The organism is Microthrixaceae bacterium, assembly GCA_016702505.1.
In the GTDB taxonomy this organism is placed as follows: Bacteria; Actinomycetota; Acidimicrobiia; order Acidimicrobiales; family Iamiaceae; genus Aquihabitans.
Map to the genome: position 1 here is coordinate 630596 of JADJDU010000001.1, position 14991 is coordinate 645586.

12 protein-coding genes and 1 pseudogene are annotated in these 14991 nt (G+C 67.6%); 9 read left to right on the plus strand and 4 right to left on the minus strand.

Annotation, left to right across the window (positions count from 1 at the left end):
- Positions 1–5: 5 nt before the first annotated feature.
- On the minus strand, positions 6–485 hold the full coding sequence (locus tag IPG97_02920; protein MBK6855531.1) for a hypothetical protein: 480 nt from the start codon (positions 483–485) through the stop codon (positions 6–8).
- A complete protein-coding gene (locus IPG97_02925; GenBank protein MBK6855532.1) occupies positions 482–859 on the minus strand; it encodes a TraR/DksA C4-type zinc finger protein in 378 nt (125 codons plus the stop codon). Before IPG97_02925 ends, IPG97_02920 begins: the two co-directional genes overlap by 4 nt.
- A gap of 272 nt (positions 860–1131) precedes the next feature.
- Between IPG97_02925 and IPG97_02930 the strand changes: the two genes are divergently transcribed.
- The gene (locus IPG97_02930; GenBank protein MBK6855533.1) at positions 1132–2562 is read left to right on the plus strand and encodes an MFS transporter; all 1431 of its coding nucleotides are present in this window, start codon (positions 1132–1134) and stop codon (positions 2560–2562) included.
- Positions 2563–2598: 36 nt separating this feature from the next.
- Here the strand turns inward: IPG97_02930 and IPG97_02935 are convergent, their stop codons facing one another.
- Positions 2599–4272, minus strand: coding sequence for an AMP-binding protein (locus tag IPG97_02935; GenBank protein ID MBK6855534.1), 1674 nt, complete (start codon positions 4270–4272; stop codon positions 2599–2601).
- Between the two features lie 153 nt (positions 4273–4425).
- Between IPG97_02935 and IPG97_02940 the strand changes: the two genes are divergently transcribed.
- From IPG97_02940 to IPG97_02955, 4 genes are all read left to right on the plus strand, one after another.
- Entirely contained in the window at positions 4426–5412 is a 987-nt protein-coding gene (locus IPG97_02940) for a hypothetical protein (protein ID MBK6855535.1), read from the plus strand.
- On the plus strand, positions 5409–5612 hold the full coding sequence (locus tag IPG97_02945) for a hypothetical protein (protein MBK6855536.1): 204 nt from the start codon (positions 5409–5411) through the stop codon (positions 5610–5612). The genes IPG97_02940 and IPG97_02945 overlap by 4 nt, the downstream gene beginning before the upstream one ends.
- A complete protein-coding gene (locus IPG97_02950) occupies positions 5561–6151 on the plus strand; it encodes a hypothetical protein (GenBank protein MBK6855537.1) in 591 nt (196 codons plus the stop codon). Before IPG97_02945 ends, IPG97_02950 begins: the two co-directional genes overlap by 52 nt.
- Before the next feature lie 70 nt (positions 6152–6221).
- Entirely contained in the window at positions 6222–7742 is a 1521-nt protein-coding gene (locus IPG97_02955; protein MBK6855538.1) for a glycosyltransferase family 39 protein, read from the plus strand.
- A 438-nt stretch (positions 7743–8180) separates the two neighbouring features.
- On the opposite strand, the gene rsgA is transcribed toward IPG97_02955, so the two are convergent.
- On the minus strand, positions 8181–9161 hold the full coding sequence (gene rsgA, locus IPG97_02960; GenBank protein MBK6855539.1) for a ribosome small subunit-dependent GTPase A: 981 nt from the start codon (positions 9159–9161) through the stop codon (positions 8181–8183).
- A gap of 282 nt (positions 9162–9443) precedes the next feature.
- On the opposite strand from rsgA, the gene IPG97_02965 reads away from it, so the two are divergent.
- From IPG97_02965 to IPG97_02980, 4 genes and pseudogenes are all read left to right on the plus strand, one after another.
- On the plus strand, positions 9444–10403 hold the full coding sequence (locus IPG97_02965; protein ID MBK6855540.1) for a bifunctional riboflavin kinase/FAD synthetase: 960 nt from the start codon (positions 9444–9446) through the stop codon (positions 10401–10403).
- Positions 10404–10532: 129 nt separating this feature from the next.
- Positions 10533–11741 carry an alpha/beta hydrolase gene (locus IPG97_02970; protein MBK6855541.1) on the plus strand — a complete coding sequence of 403 codons (1209 nt, stop codon included), beginning with the start codon at positions 10533–10535 and terminating at the stop codon, positions 11739–11741.
- A 336-nt stretch (positions 11742–12077) separates the two neighbouring features.
- Positions 12078–12338, plus strand: a complete 261-nt coding sequence (gene rpsO, locus IPG97_02975; protein MBK6855542.1) for a 30S ribosomal protein S15 — start codon at positions 12078–12080, stop codon at positions 12336–12338.
- Between the two features lie 190 nt (positions 12339–12528).
- Positions 12529–14913 (plus strand): annotated as a pseudogene (locus tag IPG97_02980) (polyribonucleotide nucleotidyltransferase).
- Positions 14914–14991 lie beyond the last annotated feature (78 nt).

A 14991-nucleotide genomic window follows, 5' to 3' on the forward strand; every position in this document is an offset into this window, starting at 1 on the left:
GGGTCCTAGGGGTGGGGCGACACCTGGGCCACCACTTCAGCCACTAGGTCTCGGTCTAGGTCGAGAACCAGGGGCACCGGTCCGGCATCGGGACCGGCGACGAACAGGCGACCGGTCTCGACCAGTTGGACCAGGGCATCCCGGTCTACCTCGGGGTGGAAGTGCAAGACCAGCACCTCGGAGTCGGGGTCATCGGGGTCGGCTTCTTCGACGATGTCTCCGTGGCCGTCAGCTTCCACCGGCCAGACACGAAGCTGGACGCGACGATCGCCAACCCACGCACCGAGTCCCCACGGCGTCACGTCGTAGCCATATCCGAGTCGGTGACCCGGGGCCAATGGGTGCAGTCCCGCCTGCTGTACGGCCAGGGCTCGAGGTTCACCGGTGGCATCGATCTCGACCACCACGCCGGGCTGGTCGCCCACCACCACCGGGTAGCTGCGTCGAACGACCACGATGCCCGAGCCGGGCGCCGGATTGTTCACCAGGTGCCGCGGTCGGCCTTGCAGGTGACGCAGAGGTCGGTGGCGGGCAGCGCCTCGAGGCGCGGGTCGCCAATGGGGTTGCCGCAGCGGGTGCAGTTCTTCCACTTCTTGGAGTGGGTGCGTTCCTGAGCGGCGTCGATGACCTCGAGGAAGGCCTGCTCCTCGGCGATACGGGCGCGTATCCGGTCCCGTTCGAAGCGGGTCAGGTCTCCTTCGGAGCCGCCTTCGTCTTCGCCGGCGCCCACGTCGCTGGCCACCTCTTCGGGGTCGAGCTCGTCGTAGGCGGCCTGGAGGGCCATGATGCCTGCCTCTGTCTCGGCGCGGAGCTTGTCGAGGTTGGAACGATGCTTGGCGACGGTGAGCGAGGTGGTCATGAGTTGAAGGCCTCCGGGCGCTGCAATGGGCGGGCTGGTGATGCGTCCCGCCTCTGGGGACTGGACAAGCTACCGGCTGGAGGGCGACGTTCTCCATACGGCTCGAGATCAGGGCCGTTCGACCCACGCCCGTCGATCCGTAGGCTGCGCTGGTGCGCCAAGCCGACGAGCCTCCCTCCTCCCCCGAGGCCGTGGGCGCAATTGACGCGGGTGACGGGCACGGGGCGGCTTCGGGCCGCGGCGTCGATTCTGATCATTCCGCGGGATCGGTGATGAAAGGAGTTCGAGACTCCTCTGAGCGTCGAGCGTTGACGGCTGGGCTTCTGCTCACCGTCACCTTGGTGGCGTTGGAGTCCTTGGCCGTGGCCACCGTCATGCCCCAGGTGCGCGCCGACCTGGGTGGCTACGACCTGTACGGCTGGGTGTTCAGCGGGTTTTTCCTGGCCAGCCTGGTGGGCATCGTGGTGGGGGGACCGGCGGCGGACCGCCGGGGTTTGGTGGTGCCCTACGGCGGTGGACTTGGGCTGTTCGCCGTTGGCCTTGTGGTGGCCGGTGCCGCTGGCTCCATGGAGGTTCTGGTGGTGGGCCGGGTGCTTCAAGGCCTGGGTGCGGGAGCCGTCCCGGCTGCCTCCTATGCCGCCATCGCACGGGCGTTCACCAGTGAGGAACGACCGCGGATCTTCGCCATGATGTCCACGGCCTGGGTTGTTCCCGGCCTGTTGGGCCCGGCGGTGGCGGCCTGGGTGGAACACGCCTTGTCGTGGCGATGGGTGTTCTTCGGGTTGTTGCCGTTCGTGGCGGTGGCTGCGGCCATGTGTGTGAGGCCCCTGTCGCGGGTGCCCCGGGCGGTTGGATCCTCTCAAACCTCTAGTGGCCTGGCCGACGGTGCGCCGGTCAGTTCGCCGACGGTCGACGCCTCCGCAGGCGGCACCTCCACCGCGGCTCGGGTGGCCCGGGTGGCCGTGCTGGTGTCGGGGGTGGGCGCGCTTTTCGTGGTGGCCACAGGGGTTCCGATGGCTGCGGCGGTGGTGTTGGCGACGATGGGGCCGGTGGCGGCCGGTTGGGCCTTCGTGGGCTTGGTACCTGCGGGCACGGTTCGCTTCGCCGCGGGCGTGCCGGCCACCGTCGCGGTGAAGGGCCTGCTCACGTGGTGCTTCTTCCAGGCCGATGCCTACGTGTCGTTGCTAGTCGTTGACGGTCGGGGGTCGTCGACGTTCATGGCCGGTGCCGCGCTGTCGGCGTCGTCGGTGCTGTGGGCGGTGGGGTCCTGGGTGCAGGCCCGTCGCATCGGTGACCGGGGTCCACGGGCCTTGGTCGGTACCGGTTTCGTCGTGGTCATCGTGTCGCTGGTGATGGCGACGGGGGTGGCGTTGGGGGCGCCGGTGTGGGTGATCGTGGTGGCCTGGGGGGTGAGCGGCTTCGGGGTCGGGCTCGCGTACGCGCCGTTGTCTGTGGTGGTCCTGGCTGCCGCTCCGCCGGGAGAGGAGGGCGCGGCCAGCGCCGCCCTCCAGCTGTGTGACGTATTGGGGGTGGCTGTGGGGACCGGCTTGGGTGGCGCGGCGGTGGCCATCGGTGATGTCAGGGATTGGTCGGTGTCATCTGCTGTAGCGATCGCCTTCGCCATGGCCACCGCGGTGGCCTTTGTCGGGTTGGCTGGTTCCCGCCGGATTCCCGCCTCGGTTCCGGCGACGACGGTCGCGTGAGGAGATGGTCCATTCCTGGCCGTGATCCCCGCCGGGTCAGTTGGTGAAGCGATCTCTCAGGTCTCGTTTGAGGATCTTCCCGGCCGGATTTCGTGGCAGCGGATCGGTGAAGGCGATGATCCTGGTCGGGATCTTGAACGGGGCGAGGTGCTGGGCCAAGAACGCGGTCAGCTCATCGGGGTCGATGGTGGTTCCGTGGCGGGGAACCACGGCCAGGGCGACCTCTTCGCCCAATCTCTCGTGCGGTACACCGAAGACTGCGGCCTCGTACACATCGGGGTACTCGTAGACGGCGGCCTCGACCTCGGCGCAGTACACGTTCTCGCCGCCCCGCAGGATCATGTCCTTGGCCCGGTCCTCGATGTAGACGAAGCCCTCGGCGTCGATGCGGCCCAGGTCTCCGGTGCGTAGCCATCCGTCCACGATGGTCTCGGCGGTGGCTTCGGGCCGGTTCCAGTAACCCCGGATCACGTTGGGGCCCTTCATCCAGATCTCGCCCCGTTCACCGATCGGGACCGGTTTGGCATCGGGGTCTCGGATCTCGACTTGGAGGATGGGTGTTGACCGGCCGGTGCTGGTGGGATGGGTCTCGTAGTCGGTGCCGCTGTTGCCAGGTCCGTAGGCATTGGTCTCGGTCATGCCATAGCCGATGTTGGGCTTGGCCGCCTTGAAGCTTCCGGCCACCCGGTTGACCAGCTGGGGTGGAGCGGGCGCGCCGCCGCCACCGACGAAGGCCAGCGACGACGTGTCGTAGCGGTCGAAGTCGGGGTGTTCGAGCAGGTCCCAGCTCTGGGTCGGGACCCCCACGAACTGGGTGACCCGCTCCCGTTCTATGAGCTGGAGGGCCCGCCCTGGATCCCACTTGTGCATGATCACCAGCTTGAGCCCTGAGGCCATCGCACCCAGCATGACCGGGACGTTTCCGGTCACGTGGAACAACGGGACGATGAGGATGAACACCGGTGCACCGGTTCGCCCCGACGCCTCTTCGGGTCGGCGCAGGCTGTCGATGGCGCTCTTGCAGCCAAAGCCCATTAGGGCCTGGACCACGGCCCGGTGGGTGGATACCGCTCCCTTGGGGTGGCCGGTGGTGCCCGACGTGTACAGGATGGTGGCGTCGTCATCGGGGGCGAGGTCGACGCGCTCGTAGGTGGCACCGGGCTCGACCACATCCTCCCAACGATCCACTCCTTCGGGGTTGTCGCCGTCGGGCAGGCGAACGCCGATGGTGCGGATGCCGAGCCGAGCGGCGCTGTCGCGGGTTCGTTGTACCCGTTCGGCATCGGCCACCAACACGGTGGTACCAGAATCCTCGAGGCCGTAGGCGAGCTCCTCGGCGGTCCACCACGCGTTCATGGACACCACCACCGCCCCGGCGGCCAGGGCCCCGATGTAGGTCATGATCCACTCGGGGTAGTTGCGCATGGCGATGGCCACCCGATCGCCTTTGGTGATGCCGTACCGGTTGACCAGCGCCGCGGCCAGACCAGCGGCGTGGGAGTGGACCTGGGTGAACGTGTAGCGCTCGTCCTCGTAAACCAGGTACTCGGTGTCGCCGTAGAGGGTGGTGAGATCGAACAGCTCGCGCAGGGTGGCGGGTGCCCCTTTGAACGCGGTGTAGGCCACGCCGTTCACGGTGATCTCGTGGGTCTCGTAGCGCTCACCAGGTGCGGTGATCTGGGCGGCGGCATCGGCGTAGCTGAGGGTCACGGCAGATGAGCCAACCCCAACCTGACCCGTCGGTCAAGCGGGTGTGGAAGGCACGTCATTGCAGGATTGGCCTGGCGGACCTATGTTCGGTGTTTGTGACGGCGAGAACGCAAGTGTTGTTGCGGAACTACCAGATCGACTACCCTTCGTTCGGTGTTCGTGACGGCGCAATCGGACGAGTACATCGACCTGGGCCGCGAGGTAGGCGACGCGCTCCGAGACCTCGGCCTCGACGTCCGCGAGATAGACGGCATCCTCACCGTCGACGGAACCCGCCAGGCCTTCAATCTGGTGGCCCGAGCCCACCCCACCCCCGCTGACCTGACCCGAGTCGTGTCCGAAGCCCCGGCCCGGCTACCAGCCCTCGTCGTGGCCGACCGTCTGAGCCAACCGGGAAGAGACGTCCTGCGCCGGGCTGGTTGGGGATGGCTGGACCGCCGCGGCCACATACGGGTGTGGGCTGCTGGCCTGCGGATCGAAGCACCGTTCTCAACGGGAAGCACCACTTCGGGACCTGGATCGAGCGGATCGGGCAACCCCTGGACCCACGTTGGCCTGGAGGTGGCGCTGGCCGCCTTGATCCAACCCGATCGAGCGGTGCAACCGCGCGCCACGGCCCGGATGATCGGGCGTAGCGCGGCGGCCACCCACCAGCAGATCACCCGTTTCACCGAGGTCGGGTTGATCGGCCCCACCTCACGGCTCCCGCTGTTGCCCGAACTGTTCTGGGAGACAGCGGCGCACTGGCCCGACGACGGCTGGACGCCACTTCCCGCCACCCTGGTCGAAGTGGCAGAGCGATCCGGGGCAGACGCGCTGACCCGCGTCGACGAAAGGGCTGCAACGCTGGGCGGGGCCAGCATCCCCGCCGCCGGTGATCTACCGGCCCGGTGCTACGTCCGTTCCGAACACGCCCTACGTCGCCTACGCGGGTTGGTGGACCGCAACCTCCCCACCCGGACCTGGGTGCGGCTGGCCCCGGTCAAGTGGTTGCCCGAGAACGACGATCACCCTGCCACGACCGAACATCCGTGGCGGGTGGCCCACCCGATCGTGTGCGCGCTGCGGCTGGCGGCTGACCCGGCCCGTGGCCGTGAGATCGTCGAGACATGGGGTGTGGTCCCAGGAGGAGAGACGTGAGCGTGGTGTTGTCGGGGCGTCGCAACGGCAGCACCCACCGAGAGGTCGCCCTGCTGGCGTCACTACCCGGCGAGCTGCGCCTGATCGGTGGTCTGGTCGGGGTGTCGCGGGGTATTCCCCCCACCGTGCCACCGTCGATCTCGACGCATTGGCCCGCGGTCTTGACCGCTACCACGAAGCGATCGCCAGGCTGGCCCTGACCAGCGTGGGCGGGGGCCAATACACCTTCGAAGGCAACCTCGACTTGGATGTGATCGATGTGGCCGGCGTCGATTCCGATGAGCTCATAGGTGCGTTGATCGACCCCGACCGTCCCGGAACTGGCCTCACCGACCTCGAGTTGAACGTGGTGGCCCACACCTGGGCTCCGACGCCGCCACCACGCTGGAAAGGCCGCCGACGGCGAAACCGGCGAGATCATGGTTCGCCGCGGTCGCTGGGCGCCGCGGCGGGTGGTGGCCATAAGAAAGGCCACCACCGTCGCCTTCGGGCATCCTCAGAGAAGCGGGCATCGGACCTCTACGACCTGGGCCGGTTGCTGGTCGACGGTGGATTGCGTCGCAGCGAGCTCACCGAACAGCCGCCCGTCCTGGCTCAGGCCGTGGGCGAACGGCTCAATGCCTGGTTCGTTGACCCCCGGGGACGTGACCGCACTTTCCGAGAAGTCCGTCGGTTCGACGAACCCCGCCTGGACCTCGACGACGTAGCCGAAGCCGTAGACCTCGCGTTGGGCAACTGAAGTGGACATGACCATCGGACCGAAAGGCTCCACCGCTGCGCCAATGAGCTCGAATCCTCTCCACCGTCGGATGGCGGTCTACCTGGCCTTGAGCGCGATAGCGATCGGAATTCTGCTCCGATTCGTAACGGCCTCACCCTTGTGGTTGGACGAGGCATTGACCGTGAACATCTCGAGCCAGCCGGTTGGCGACCTGCTCGTGTCGGTCAGGAACGACGGTCATCCACCCCTGTACTACCTCCTCCTCCACTACTGGATCTCCTTGTTCGGCGACGGGGATCTCGCTGCACGCGCCTTGTCGGGTCTCCTGGGGGTCGGGCTGATACCGCTGGTCTGGATCGCAGCCCGTCGGATTGGAGGGAACAGGGCCGGGGCCATCGCCGCGGTGCTGGCGTCGTTGACCCCGTTCCTGGTCCACTACTCGACTGAGGCGAGGATGTACTCCTTGGTGTCGCTTCTGGCGACTGCGGCGTGGCTTGTTGGAGTTCGGGCCGTGGAGGTGTCACGGCCCCGAGACCTTGCGCTCCTTGCCGTGTTGGTTTCCCTCCTGCTGTGGACCCACTACTGGGCCATCTGGCTGGTGATGGCCGCGGCCTCCATCCTGATAGCGAAGGTGGCCCGCGCCCGGCTGTCCGATGACAGCTCAACCGGACGCCCCGCAGCCTTGACCCTCGGGGCGTTGATGGCCGGATCACTGAGCTTCACCCCATGGTTACCGTCGCTCCTGTTCCAGCAGCGACACACGGGGACCCCGTGGCTGGAGCCGGCTGGTCTGGTGTCTGCGCTTTCGGAGATGGCGGGAACGCTGGGAGGGTTCTTCTCAGAGGAAGCCATGCTCTTCGGTTGGCTCCTGTTGGCGGCTGCGGCGGTGGGTCCGTGGTTGAGAAGCACCTCACCGTGGGTGTGGGTGCTTGATCTGAAGGCGCCTGGACGCACGGAAGGTCGAGCACTCGCCGTACTGGTCGTGGGAACGCTCGCCTACGGATGGGTGTTGGGCTTCATCTTCGGGGCCGGGTTTGCCGGCCGCTATTCCGCTGTTGTCGTGCCGTTCGTGGTGGTGCTGGCTGGAGCTGCCTTGGCTGAGCTTCAGCCAAGGTTCGTTGGCATGCTGGCCCTAGCGGCGCTGTTGTACTTGGGTGCGGGTGGGCTCGAGCTGAATGCCTTTGCGTCTCGGACCGACGCCCGGCGAAATGCCCTCGCCATCATGGATGCCGGCGAACCCGGTGACGTCGTGGCCTATTGCCCCGATCTGTCCGGGCCGTCGACCAGCCGCGAACTGGACGGGGAGTTCGTGCAGGTGACGTTCCCAGACCTCCAGGCGCCGGGTCTGATCAACTGGGTGGACTATCGGAGCCGCGCCGCGGCCCGCCCTCCCGGGGAGTTTGCTCGGAGTGTGGAGGATCTGGCCCGAGGCCAGTCCATTTTCGTCGTCCAGTCCAATGCCCACAACACCGATGGTGCCGTATGTAACGAGGTCCTCGAGTTGCTGAGCCGGAACCGAGAGGTTCAGACCCTCGAGGTCGAAGGCACAGCCTTCGACTCAGCATCGGTGGTGCATCTGAGCGAACCTCAGGCGACGGACGCCGGTTGAATCCCATGGTCGAATACCCAGGGCCCGTTCGGCGGCTGGACCGAACTCCGCTCAGCCTGGATCCGCCGAAAGGCAGAGCCTTCCGGCGGAGTTCGGTCGCCGGCCTGACGGCCGACGTCTTCGCTACTACGACCGGCAAAGCCGATCTCCGCAGGTCTCGGGGGCTCCGCCACAAAGGGCTCTGCCCCCGAACCCCCGCCCAGTCCTGTGACTTCAGCTCGTCAGACAGCCGAGCACTAACGGTGGCCGAACAGAGAACCCGTTTCGCCTGGGTGACCATGGAGAATCGAGCACAACCCAAGATCGATCGGTGGATCCAGGCTTAGGGTCCTAGCGGATAGGTCCAGTCGTCGTCGCTGCGAGGGTAATCAGACCGAGGCTTCGCCTCGGTTTAGCCATGCCGTATTTATGGGTCGGCTCGCCTATTCGCTCGCCTCCTTAGCGGCGTTTGTCTTTGAGGATGTCCCGGTAGAGGCGTCCGGTCTGGCGATCTTGGCGGCGTGAGGCCACCGGGTCGGCGCGGATGGCGGCAGCGTGGGCCTCTGCTTCGAGTGCTCGCCACCGTTCCACCCGGTCGGGGTCGAGGCCACCGCTGTCGAGGGCTTCACGGATCGCGCACGACGGTTCTCGGTGGTGGGCGCAATCGTTGAAGCGGCATTGGGTGGCCAGTTCCTCGATGTCGGGGAAGGTCTCGGCCACCGCTTCGGCATCGGCGAAGATCCCCACCTCACGGATGCCGGGGGTGTCCACCAGCACACCGCCGGTGGCCAGGAGGTGGAGTTGGCGGGAGGTGGTGGTGTGGCGCCCCTTGGCGTCGCCGAGACGCACCCCACCGGTGGCGGCCACCTCGGCGTTGACCAGGGCGTTGACCAGCGTCGACTTCCCGGCTCCGGACTCACCGATGAGGGCCACGGTGCGGGTGGCGATGTGGGCGAGGAGGTCCTCCACGCCCCAGCCGCCCCGGGCCGAAAGGGCGACGACGTCGAGGTTCGGGTCGGCTTCGAGCACCGCGGCCCTGGCGCGGTCGAGGGATTCGGAGTCGGCGGTGTCGGCCTTGGTCAGCACGACCAAGGATCGGGCCAGGGCATCGTTGGCGATGGTCATGGTGCGTTGGATGCGCCCGACTCGAACGGGGCGGTCCAGGCCGCACACGATCAACACCAGGTCGACGTTGGCGGCCATGGGTTGCTCGCGCTCGCTGCCCGCGGCACGCCGGCGCAGAAGCGATCGGCGAGGGAGGGTGGCACGCGGATTGGGGGCGTGGTCCAGCACGACCCAGTCTCCGACCACCGGCGGTGGGGTGACCGCAGGTCCGAACATGGCCCTAACCGGACCATCTGTGGTGGCCACGATCAGGCCGGCACCGTCGTGGCGGATCACCCGGCCGGGTCGAGGGCTGTCGATCTCGGTGCCAGCCATCGCCGCCAGCGCGGCGGCGTAGGTCTGAGCCCATTCGTCATCCCAGCCGTAGGACTCCAAGCCGGGCGGGTCGGGCTGGGTGGTCACCGGCCGGGGCCGACGGCGTGGCAGCGGGGGAGCACGTCGACAACGGTAGTGGCGATGGCGGTGGCCGGCGCCGAGCCGGTTCGCCTCCTATAGGCGGAGCGACCCCGTGACCGGGCCGCCGAGTGCCATCGATCGCGAACCGCTATGGCGGCCGGCGAGTTGGTCGATCGAGATGGGCGTCCGTAGCGTTGAGTCGTGCAGGTGATCCGCGGTGACGGTCAGCGTCCCGATCCTCTAGAACCCAGCGCCGTCACCATCGGGGCCTATGACGGGGTCCACCTCGGTCACCAGGCCGTCATTTCCCAAGTGCGGGAGTTGGCCGCGGGACGCGACCTACAGACGGTTGTGGTCACCTTCGATCGCCATCCAGCCACCGTTGTCCGCCCGGACTCGGCCCCGCTCCTTCTATGTGATCTGGAGCAGAAGCTCGAACTGTTGGCTGCCACAGGCGTCGACGCCACCTACGTCGTCCACTTCGACGAGGCCCGTGCCGCAGAGACGGCCGAGTCCTTCGTGCAAGACGTCCTCGTCGGCTGCCTCACCGCTCGGGCCGTGGTGGTGGGGGCGGACTTCCACTTCGGGCACCGGCGGGGTGGCGATGTGGCCTTGCTCGAGCGGATGGGAGCCGAGGCAGGGTTCGAGGTGTGTGGCCTGGACCTGGTCGGCGTCGACGGGCAACCGGCAGGCGCCGAGGAAGTTCGAGTTTCATCCACGGCGATCCGCCGACTGCTCGCCGACGGTGATGTGTCGGGGGCGGCCGTGATGTTGGGACGGCCCCACGAGGTGAGGGGGGTGGTCGAGCCCGGTGACCAACGGGGACGAGAGATCGGGTTTCCCACCGCCAACCTCACCTTGCCCGCCGAGATCCAACTTCCCGCCGACGGCATCTATGCCGGCTGGGTGGAACGGGCAGACGGTACCGAGTTGGCATCGGCCATCAGCCTCGGTCACCGTCCCACCTTCTACGACCGCCGGGCCGAGGCGCCGCTGCTGGAGTGCCACCTTCTCGACTTCGCCGGAGACCTCTATGGCGAGGCGGTCCGAGTGCGCTTCGTGGAGCGGCTTCGGGGCGAGGAACGGTTCGACTCGGTCGAGTCACTGGTCGACCAGATCCACACCGACGTCGATCAGACCCGCAAGCTGCTCATTCCCTGACCGCGGCAGACTCGATCGCCGAAAGGGCCGGCATCGTCCCGCCGCCCGCCATCTCACACTCATGGCACGGAACGTGTGAGCCGATGAACCAGACTGACGTTCGTCAGGTCTGGGTACCCGGGGAGTGAGATGCCCAAGAAGTCTGGTTCGAGTTCTGGTTCGCCGAGGCGCAAGTCGAGGGTGTCCGCCGTGGAGGTGGCCGAAGTCGACGTTGCAGACGTTGCCGAACTGCCGCTCCTGGGGCCATCCACCGACGCCAGCCACGACGGCGTGGCCGAGGCCGCAACCGGAACCGGGGTCCGCCGCCTGCCGCGCCTGGCCCGCCACGAGGTGACATTGGCCGACGGGCACCGCGTCGGTGTCACGGTGTGCGGCCGGGGCGTACCCATCGTGTTGATCCACGGCTTCACCGCCGAAGGCATGCTCTACGCCCAGACCCTCAGCCGTCTTGTTGCCATGGGCTTCAAGGTGGTGGCCATAGACACCGCCGATCACGGCTCCACCCAAGGCCTACCCACCGGGGGTGCCAACTTCGAGGAGTACACCAAGCTCCTGGGCCGGGTGATAGATGAGCTCGGGATCCGCAAGGCCGTGTTCTGCGGCCACTCCATGGGTGGGCGGCTGATCACCGAGTACGCCGCCAACCACCCTGAACGGGTGCTGACCGTGATCCTGCTCGACGCCATCGTGGGGGAGACCTGGGACCGGATCGTGGCTGCTTCTCGCCTCAACCCGCTGCTTTTGGTCGGGATCGGCGGCATCTTGCTGGCCGACTCGCTGTACACGGTTCCGTTCCTGCGGGACCCCACCCAGGCGCTCAAGCTCGGCCGTCTTGTGGCTCCGGTGGTCCGTTCCCACGTGACCAACCCGATGCAGATGCTCGGTCCAGGCGTGTCGATCCTGCGGTCGCGTTCCTCTCGGTGGATGCTCCAAAAGATCCGCAAGAGTGGCGTGCCGTTGGTAGCCATCCACGGCGACCGAGACATCGTCGTACCCCTGTCCACCGCCCGAAGCGCGGCGCGCCTGGCCGGTGGCATGGTGGTCGTGGTCGAAGGTGGCACCCACTCGTGGCTGCTCAAGGACCCAGAAGCGTTGCCCGCCATCTTCCGCAAGATGTTCTCGAGCGAGCGGGCCCTCAAATCCCGGGAACGGGACTTCGCCGAGATGGGGCTGGCTCCCGATGCCAACGTCGATGAGGTCGAGGCCGCCTTCTACGACCCCGACGCCCTGGTGCTCCAGCTCACCCCCGAGCTCGATGTCGACACGCTGTTCCAGAGCGAAGCCAAGCCCCGCTACCGCTGGCACATCGACCTGCCCGGGCGCCCCCCGGCGGGTTAGCCGGCCTAGGCCGCGCCCGCGGGGGGGCGCGGGCCAGGCGGCCCCCCGGGGGCGGGGGGGGGGCCCCCGGGGGGGGCCCCCGGCCCCCCGGCCCGGGCCGGGGGGCCGGGCCGGGGGGGCGGGGGGGCCCCGGGGGGGGGGGGGCCGGGGGGGGGGGGGGGGGGGGGGGGCCCCCGCCGGGGCCGACGTTGGTGGCGAACGGAGGTTCGCACTACCCTGGCACGGGCACCCAGAGCGGGTGCAGCCGCGCCCGGCCAGGCGGACCGCCCCGACCGGGGTGGGTCGCGGGTCCGGGGGCCGGGTAGGAAACCCAAGAGGAATCAAGTGTCAGAGATCATCGATCGTCAAAAGCCCGAGGTCATCGCCGAGCACCGTCTCCACGATTCAGACACCGGCTCTCCCGAGGTTCAGATCGCGCTTCTCACCAAGCGCATCAACCACCTCAACGAACACCTCAAGGTTCACAAGAAGGACCACCACAGCCGTCGGGGCCTGCTCATGCTGGTCGGCCGGCGACGCAACCTGCTCGACTACGTCAAGAACAACGACGTCGAGCGGTACCGCACGATCATCGCCACCCACGGCCTGCGCCGCTAGGCAGCGACTCCCTACGAGCGGCCCTTCGGGGCCGCTCGTAGGCTTTTCACCAAACCAACAAACCAGGCGATCCATCGCCGGTCAGTTGTCAGTCGAAGTCCGCTCGGCGAAACCGTCGGGAGCACCCCGACTGGGAACTGGCCACAAGATCGCCTCCGTCGGGGCAGAGCTGCCCCAGAAGGAGACCACCATGGCCGAGGCCATCACCGTTTCCGGGCCCGTTTCGGGTACCGACAAGACCCTCACCTTCTCCACCGGGGTGTTCGCCCCCCAGTCCCAGGGCGCCGTCGTCGCCCGGATCGGGAACACCCAGACCCTGGCCACCGCCAACGGTGCCAAAGAGGTGCGCGAGGGCACCGACTTCTTCCCTCTGACCGTTGACGTCGAGGAGAAGGCGTACGCCGCCGGCAAGATCCCCGGCTCGTTCTTCCGCCGTGAGGGCCGCCCGTCCGACAACGCCGTGCTGGTGTGCCGTCTCATCGACCGCCCGCTGCGCCCGTCGTTCCCAAGGGCTACCGCAACGAGACCCAGGTCGTGATCACCGTTCTCGGTGCCGATCAGACCAACCCCTACGACATCATCGCCATCAACGCCGCTTCGGCTTCGCTGATGCTCACCGGCCTGCCCTTCGAGGGTCCCATCGGTGCGGTGCGCCTGGCCTACTCCCAAGACGGCCAGTGGATCCCGCACCCCACCTACGAGGAGCAGGACGAGTCCACCTTCCAGATCGTGGTCGCCGGCCGTGAGGTCAACGGTGAGATCGCCATCATGATGGTCGAGGCCTCGGGCACCGAGAAGGCTTGGTCCTACTACGAGAACGGCGCCCCCAAGGTGACCGAAGAGGTCATCGCCGGCGGACTCGAAGCCTGCAAGGTCTGGATCGCCGAGTCCCTCGCCCTCCAGAACGAACTGGTGGCCAAGGTCGGCCGCAAGCCCGCCCTGGTGTGGGAGAACCAGATCGACTTCTCCGAGGAGATCGAGGCTGCGGTGGCCGCCGCCGCCGAGGCCAAGCTCATCCCGGCCAACCAGATCGTCGACAAGACCGAGCGCAACGCCGCCAACGACGCCATCAAGGCCGAGGTCGTGGCCGAGCTGACCGGTGAGGGCGCCCCCTTCGAAGGCCAGTCCCGTCAGGTCAAGAGCGCCTTCAAGGAGCTCACCAAGTCGGTCATCCGTCGTCGGGTGGTAGACGAGGGCATCCGCATGGACGGCCGCGGCGTCACCGACCTCCGTCCGGTCAGTGCCCAGGTCGGTCTCATCCCCACCGCCCACGGCACCGGCCTGTTCCAGCGAGGCGAGACCCAGGTCCTCAACGTGTTGACCCTGGGCTTGCCCAAGATGGACCAGCTCCTCGACACCGTGGATCCGGTCACCAAGAAGCGATACATGCACCACTACAACATGCCGCCCTACGCCAACGGCGAGACCGGGCGCATGGGTGGGACCAAGCGTCGCGAGGTCGGCCACGGCATGCTGGCCGAGCGGGCCCTTCTGCCCCTCGTCCCCCTCGCTGGAGGAGTGGCCCTACGCCCTGCGCCTGGTGTCGGAGGTCATGTCCTCCAACGGCTCCACCTCCATGGCGTCGGTCTGCTCGTCGTCGTTGTCGCTGATGGACGGCGGCGTGCCGCTCAAGGCGGCAGTGGCCGGCATCGCCATGGGCCTCATCTATGAGGACGGCAACTACGTCACCCTCACCGACATCTTGGGTTCCGAAGACGCCTTCGGCGACATGGACTTCAAGGTGGCCGGTACGGCCGAGTTCGTTACCGCCCTTCAGCTCGACACCAAGATCGAGGGCTTGCCCGCCGAGGTGCTCGCCGCCGCCCTCAACCAGGCCAAGCAGGCCCGCCTCGAGATACTCGACGTGATGAACGCGGCCATCTCCGAGCCTCGTGACTCGGTGGGTGCATCGGCTCCGAAGATCATCAGCTTCGAGATCCCGATCGACAAGATCGGTGAGGTCATCGGCCCGAAGGGCAAGGTCATCAACGCCATCCAGGCCGAGACCGGCGCCGACATCTCCGTCGACGACGACGGCATGGTCGGTACCGTGAGTATCGGCTCGGTCGACCTCGGAGCGGTGAACGAGGCCGAGCGTCAGATCCGCCTCATCCTCAACCCACCCACCGCTGAGGTGGGCCAGGTGTACCCGGGTCGGGTGGTGAACATCACCAAGTTCGGTGCCTTCGTCAACATCCTTCCCGGCCGTGACGGCCTGCTCCACATCTCCAAGCTGGGAGGGGGCAAGCGCATCGACAAGGTCGAGGACGTGCTCGAGCTGGGCCAGGAGGTCGAAGTCAAGGTCGACGACGTCGACCCCAACGGCAAGGTGTCGCTCACCCCGGTCACCCCGCTGGTGCCGTCGGGCAGCGGTGGGGGAGATGCCGGTGACAGCGAGACCGCTCCGACGAGCGGAGCCAGCTCGGACGAAGGTCGTGAGAGCGTCTCGTTCGAGGACTCCTTCGACGCCGAGATCCGCGAGGAGTTCGGTGACCTCGGTCCTGGCAACGACCGTGGGGGAGACCGCGGCGGCAACAGTGGCCGCGGCAACCGCCGTGGTGGCGGCCGACGCTGACCAACTGAACCGGGGCCGAAGGCCCCTGATCATCTAGCGGTCCCGGTCGTGGGTAACGGCCGGGACCTCTTCCTTCCC

Coding starts and splice junctions, on each gene's coding strand:
- IPG97_02930 (MBK6855533.1), top strand. CDS start 1,132: ATGAAAGGAGTTCGAGACTCCTCTGAGCGTCGAGCGTTGACGGCTGGG.
- IPG97_02970 (MBK6855541.1), top strand. CDS start 10,533: ATGCCCAAGAAGTCTGGTTCGAGTTCTGGTTCGCCGAGGCGCAAGTCG.
- rsgA (MBK6855539.1), bottom strand. CDS start 9,161: ATGGCTGGCACCGAGATCGACAGCCCTCGACCCGGCCGGGTGATCCGC.
- IPG97_02925 (MBK6855532.1), bottom strand. CDS start 859: ATGACCACCTCGCTCACCGTCGCCAAGCATCGTTCCAACCTCGACAAG.
- IPG97_02955 (MBK6855538.1), top strand. CDS start 6,222: ATGGCGGTCTACCTGGCCTTGAGCGCGATAGCGATCGGAATTCTGCTC.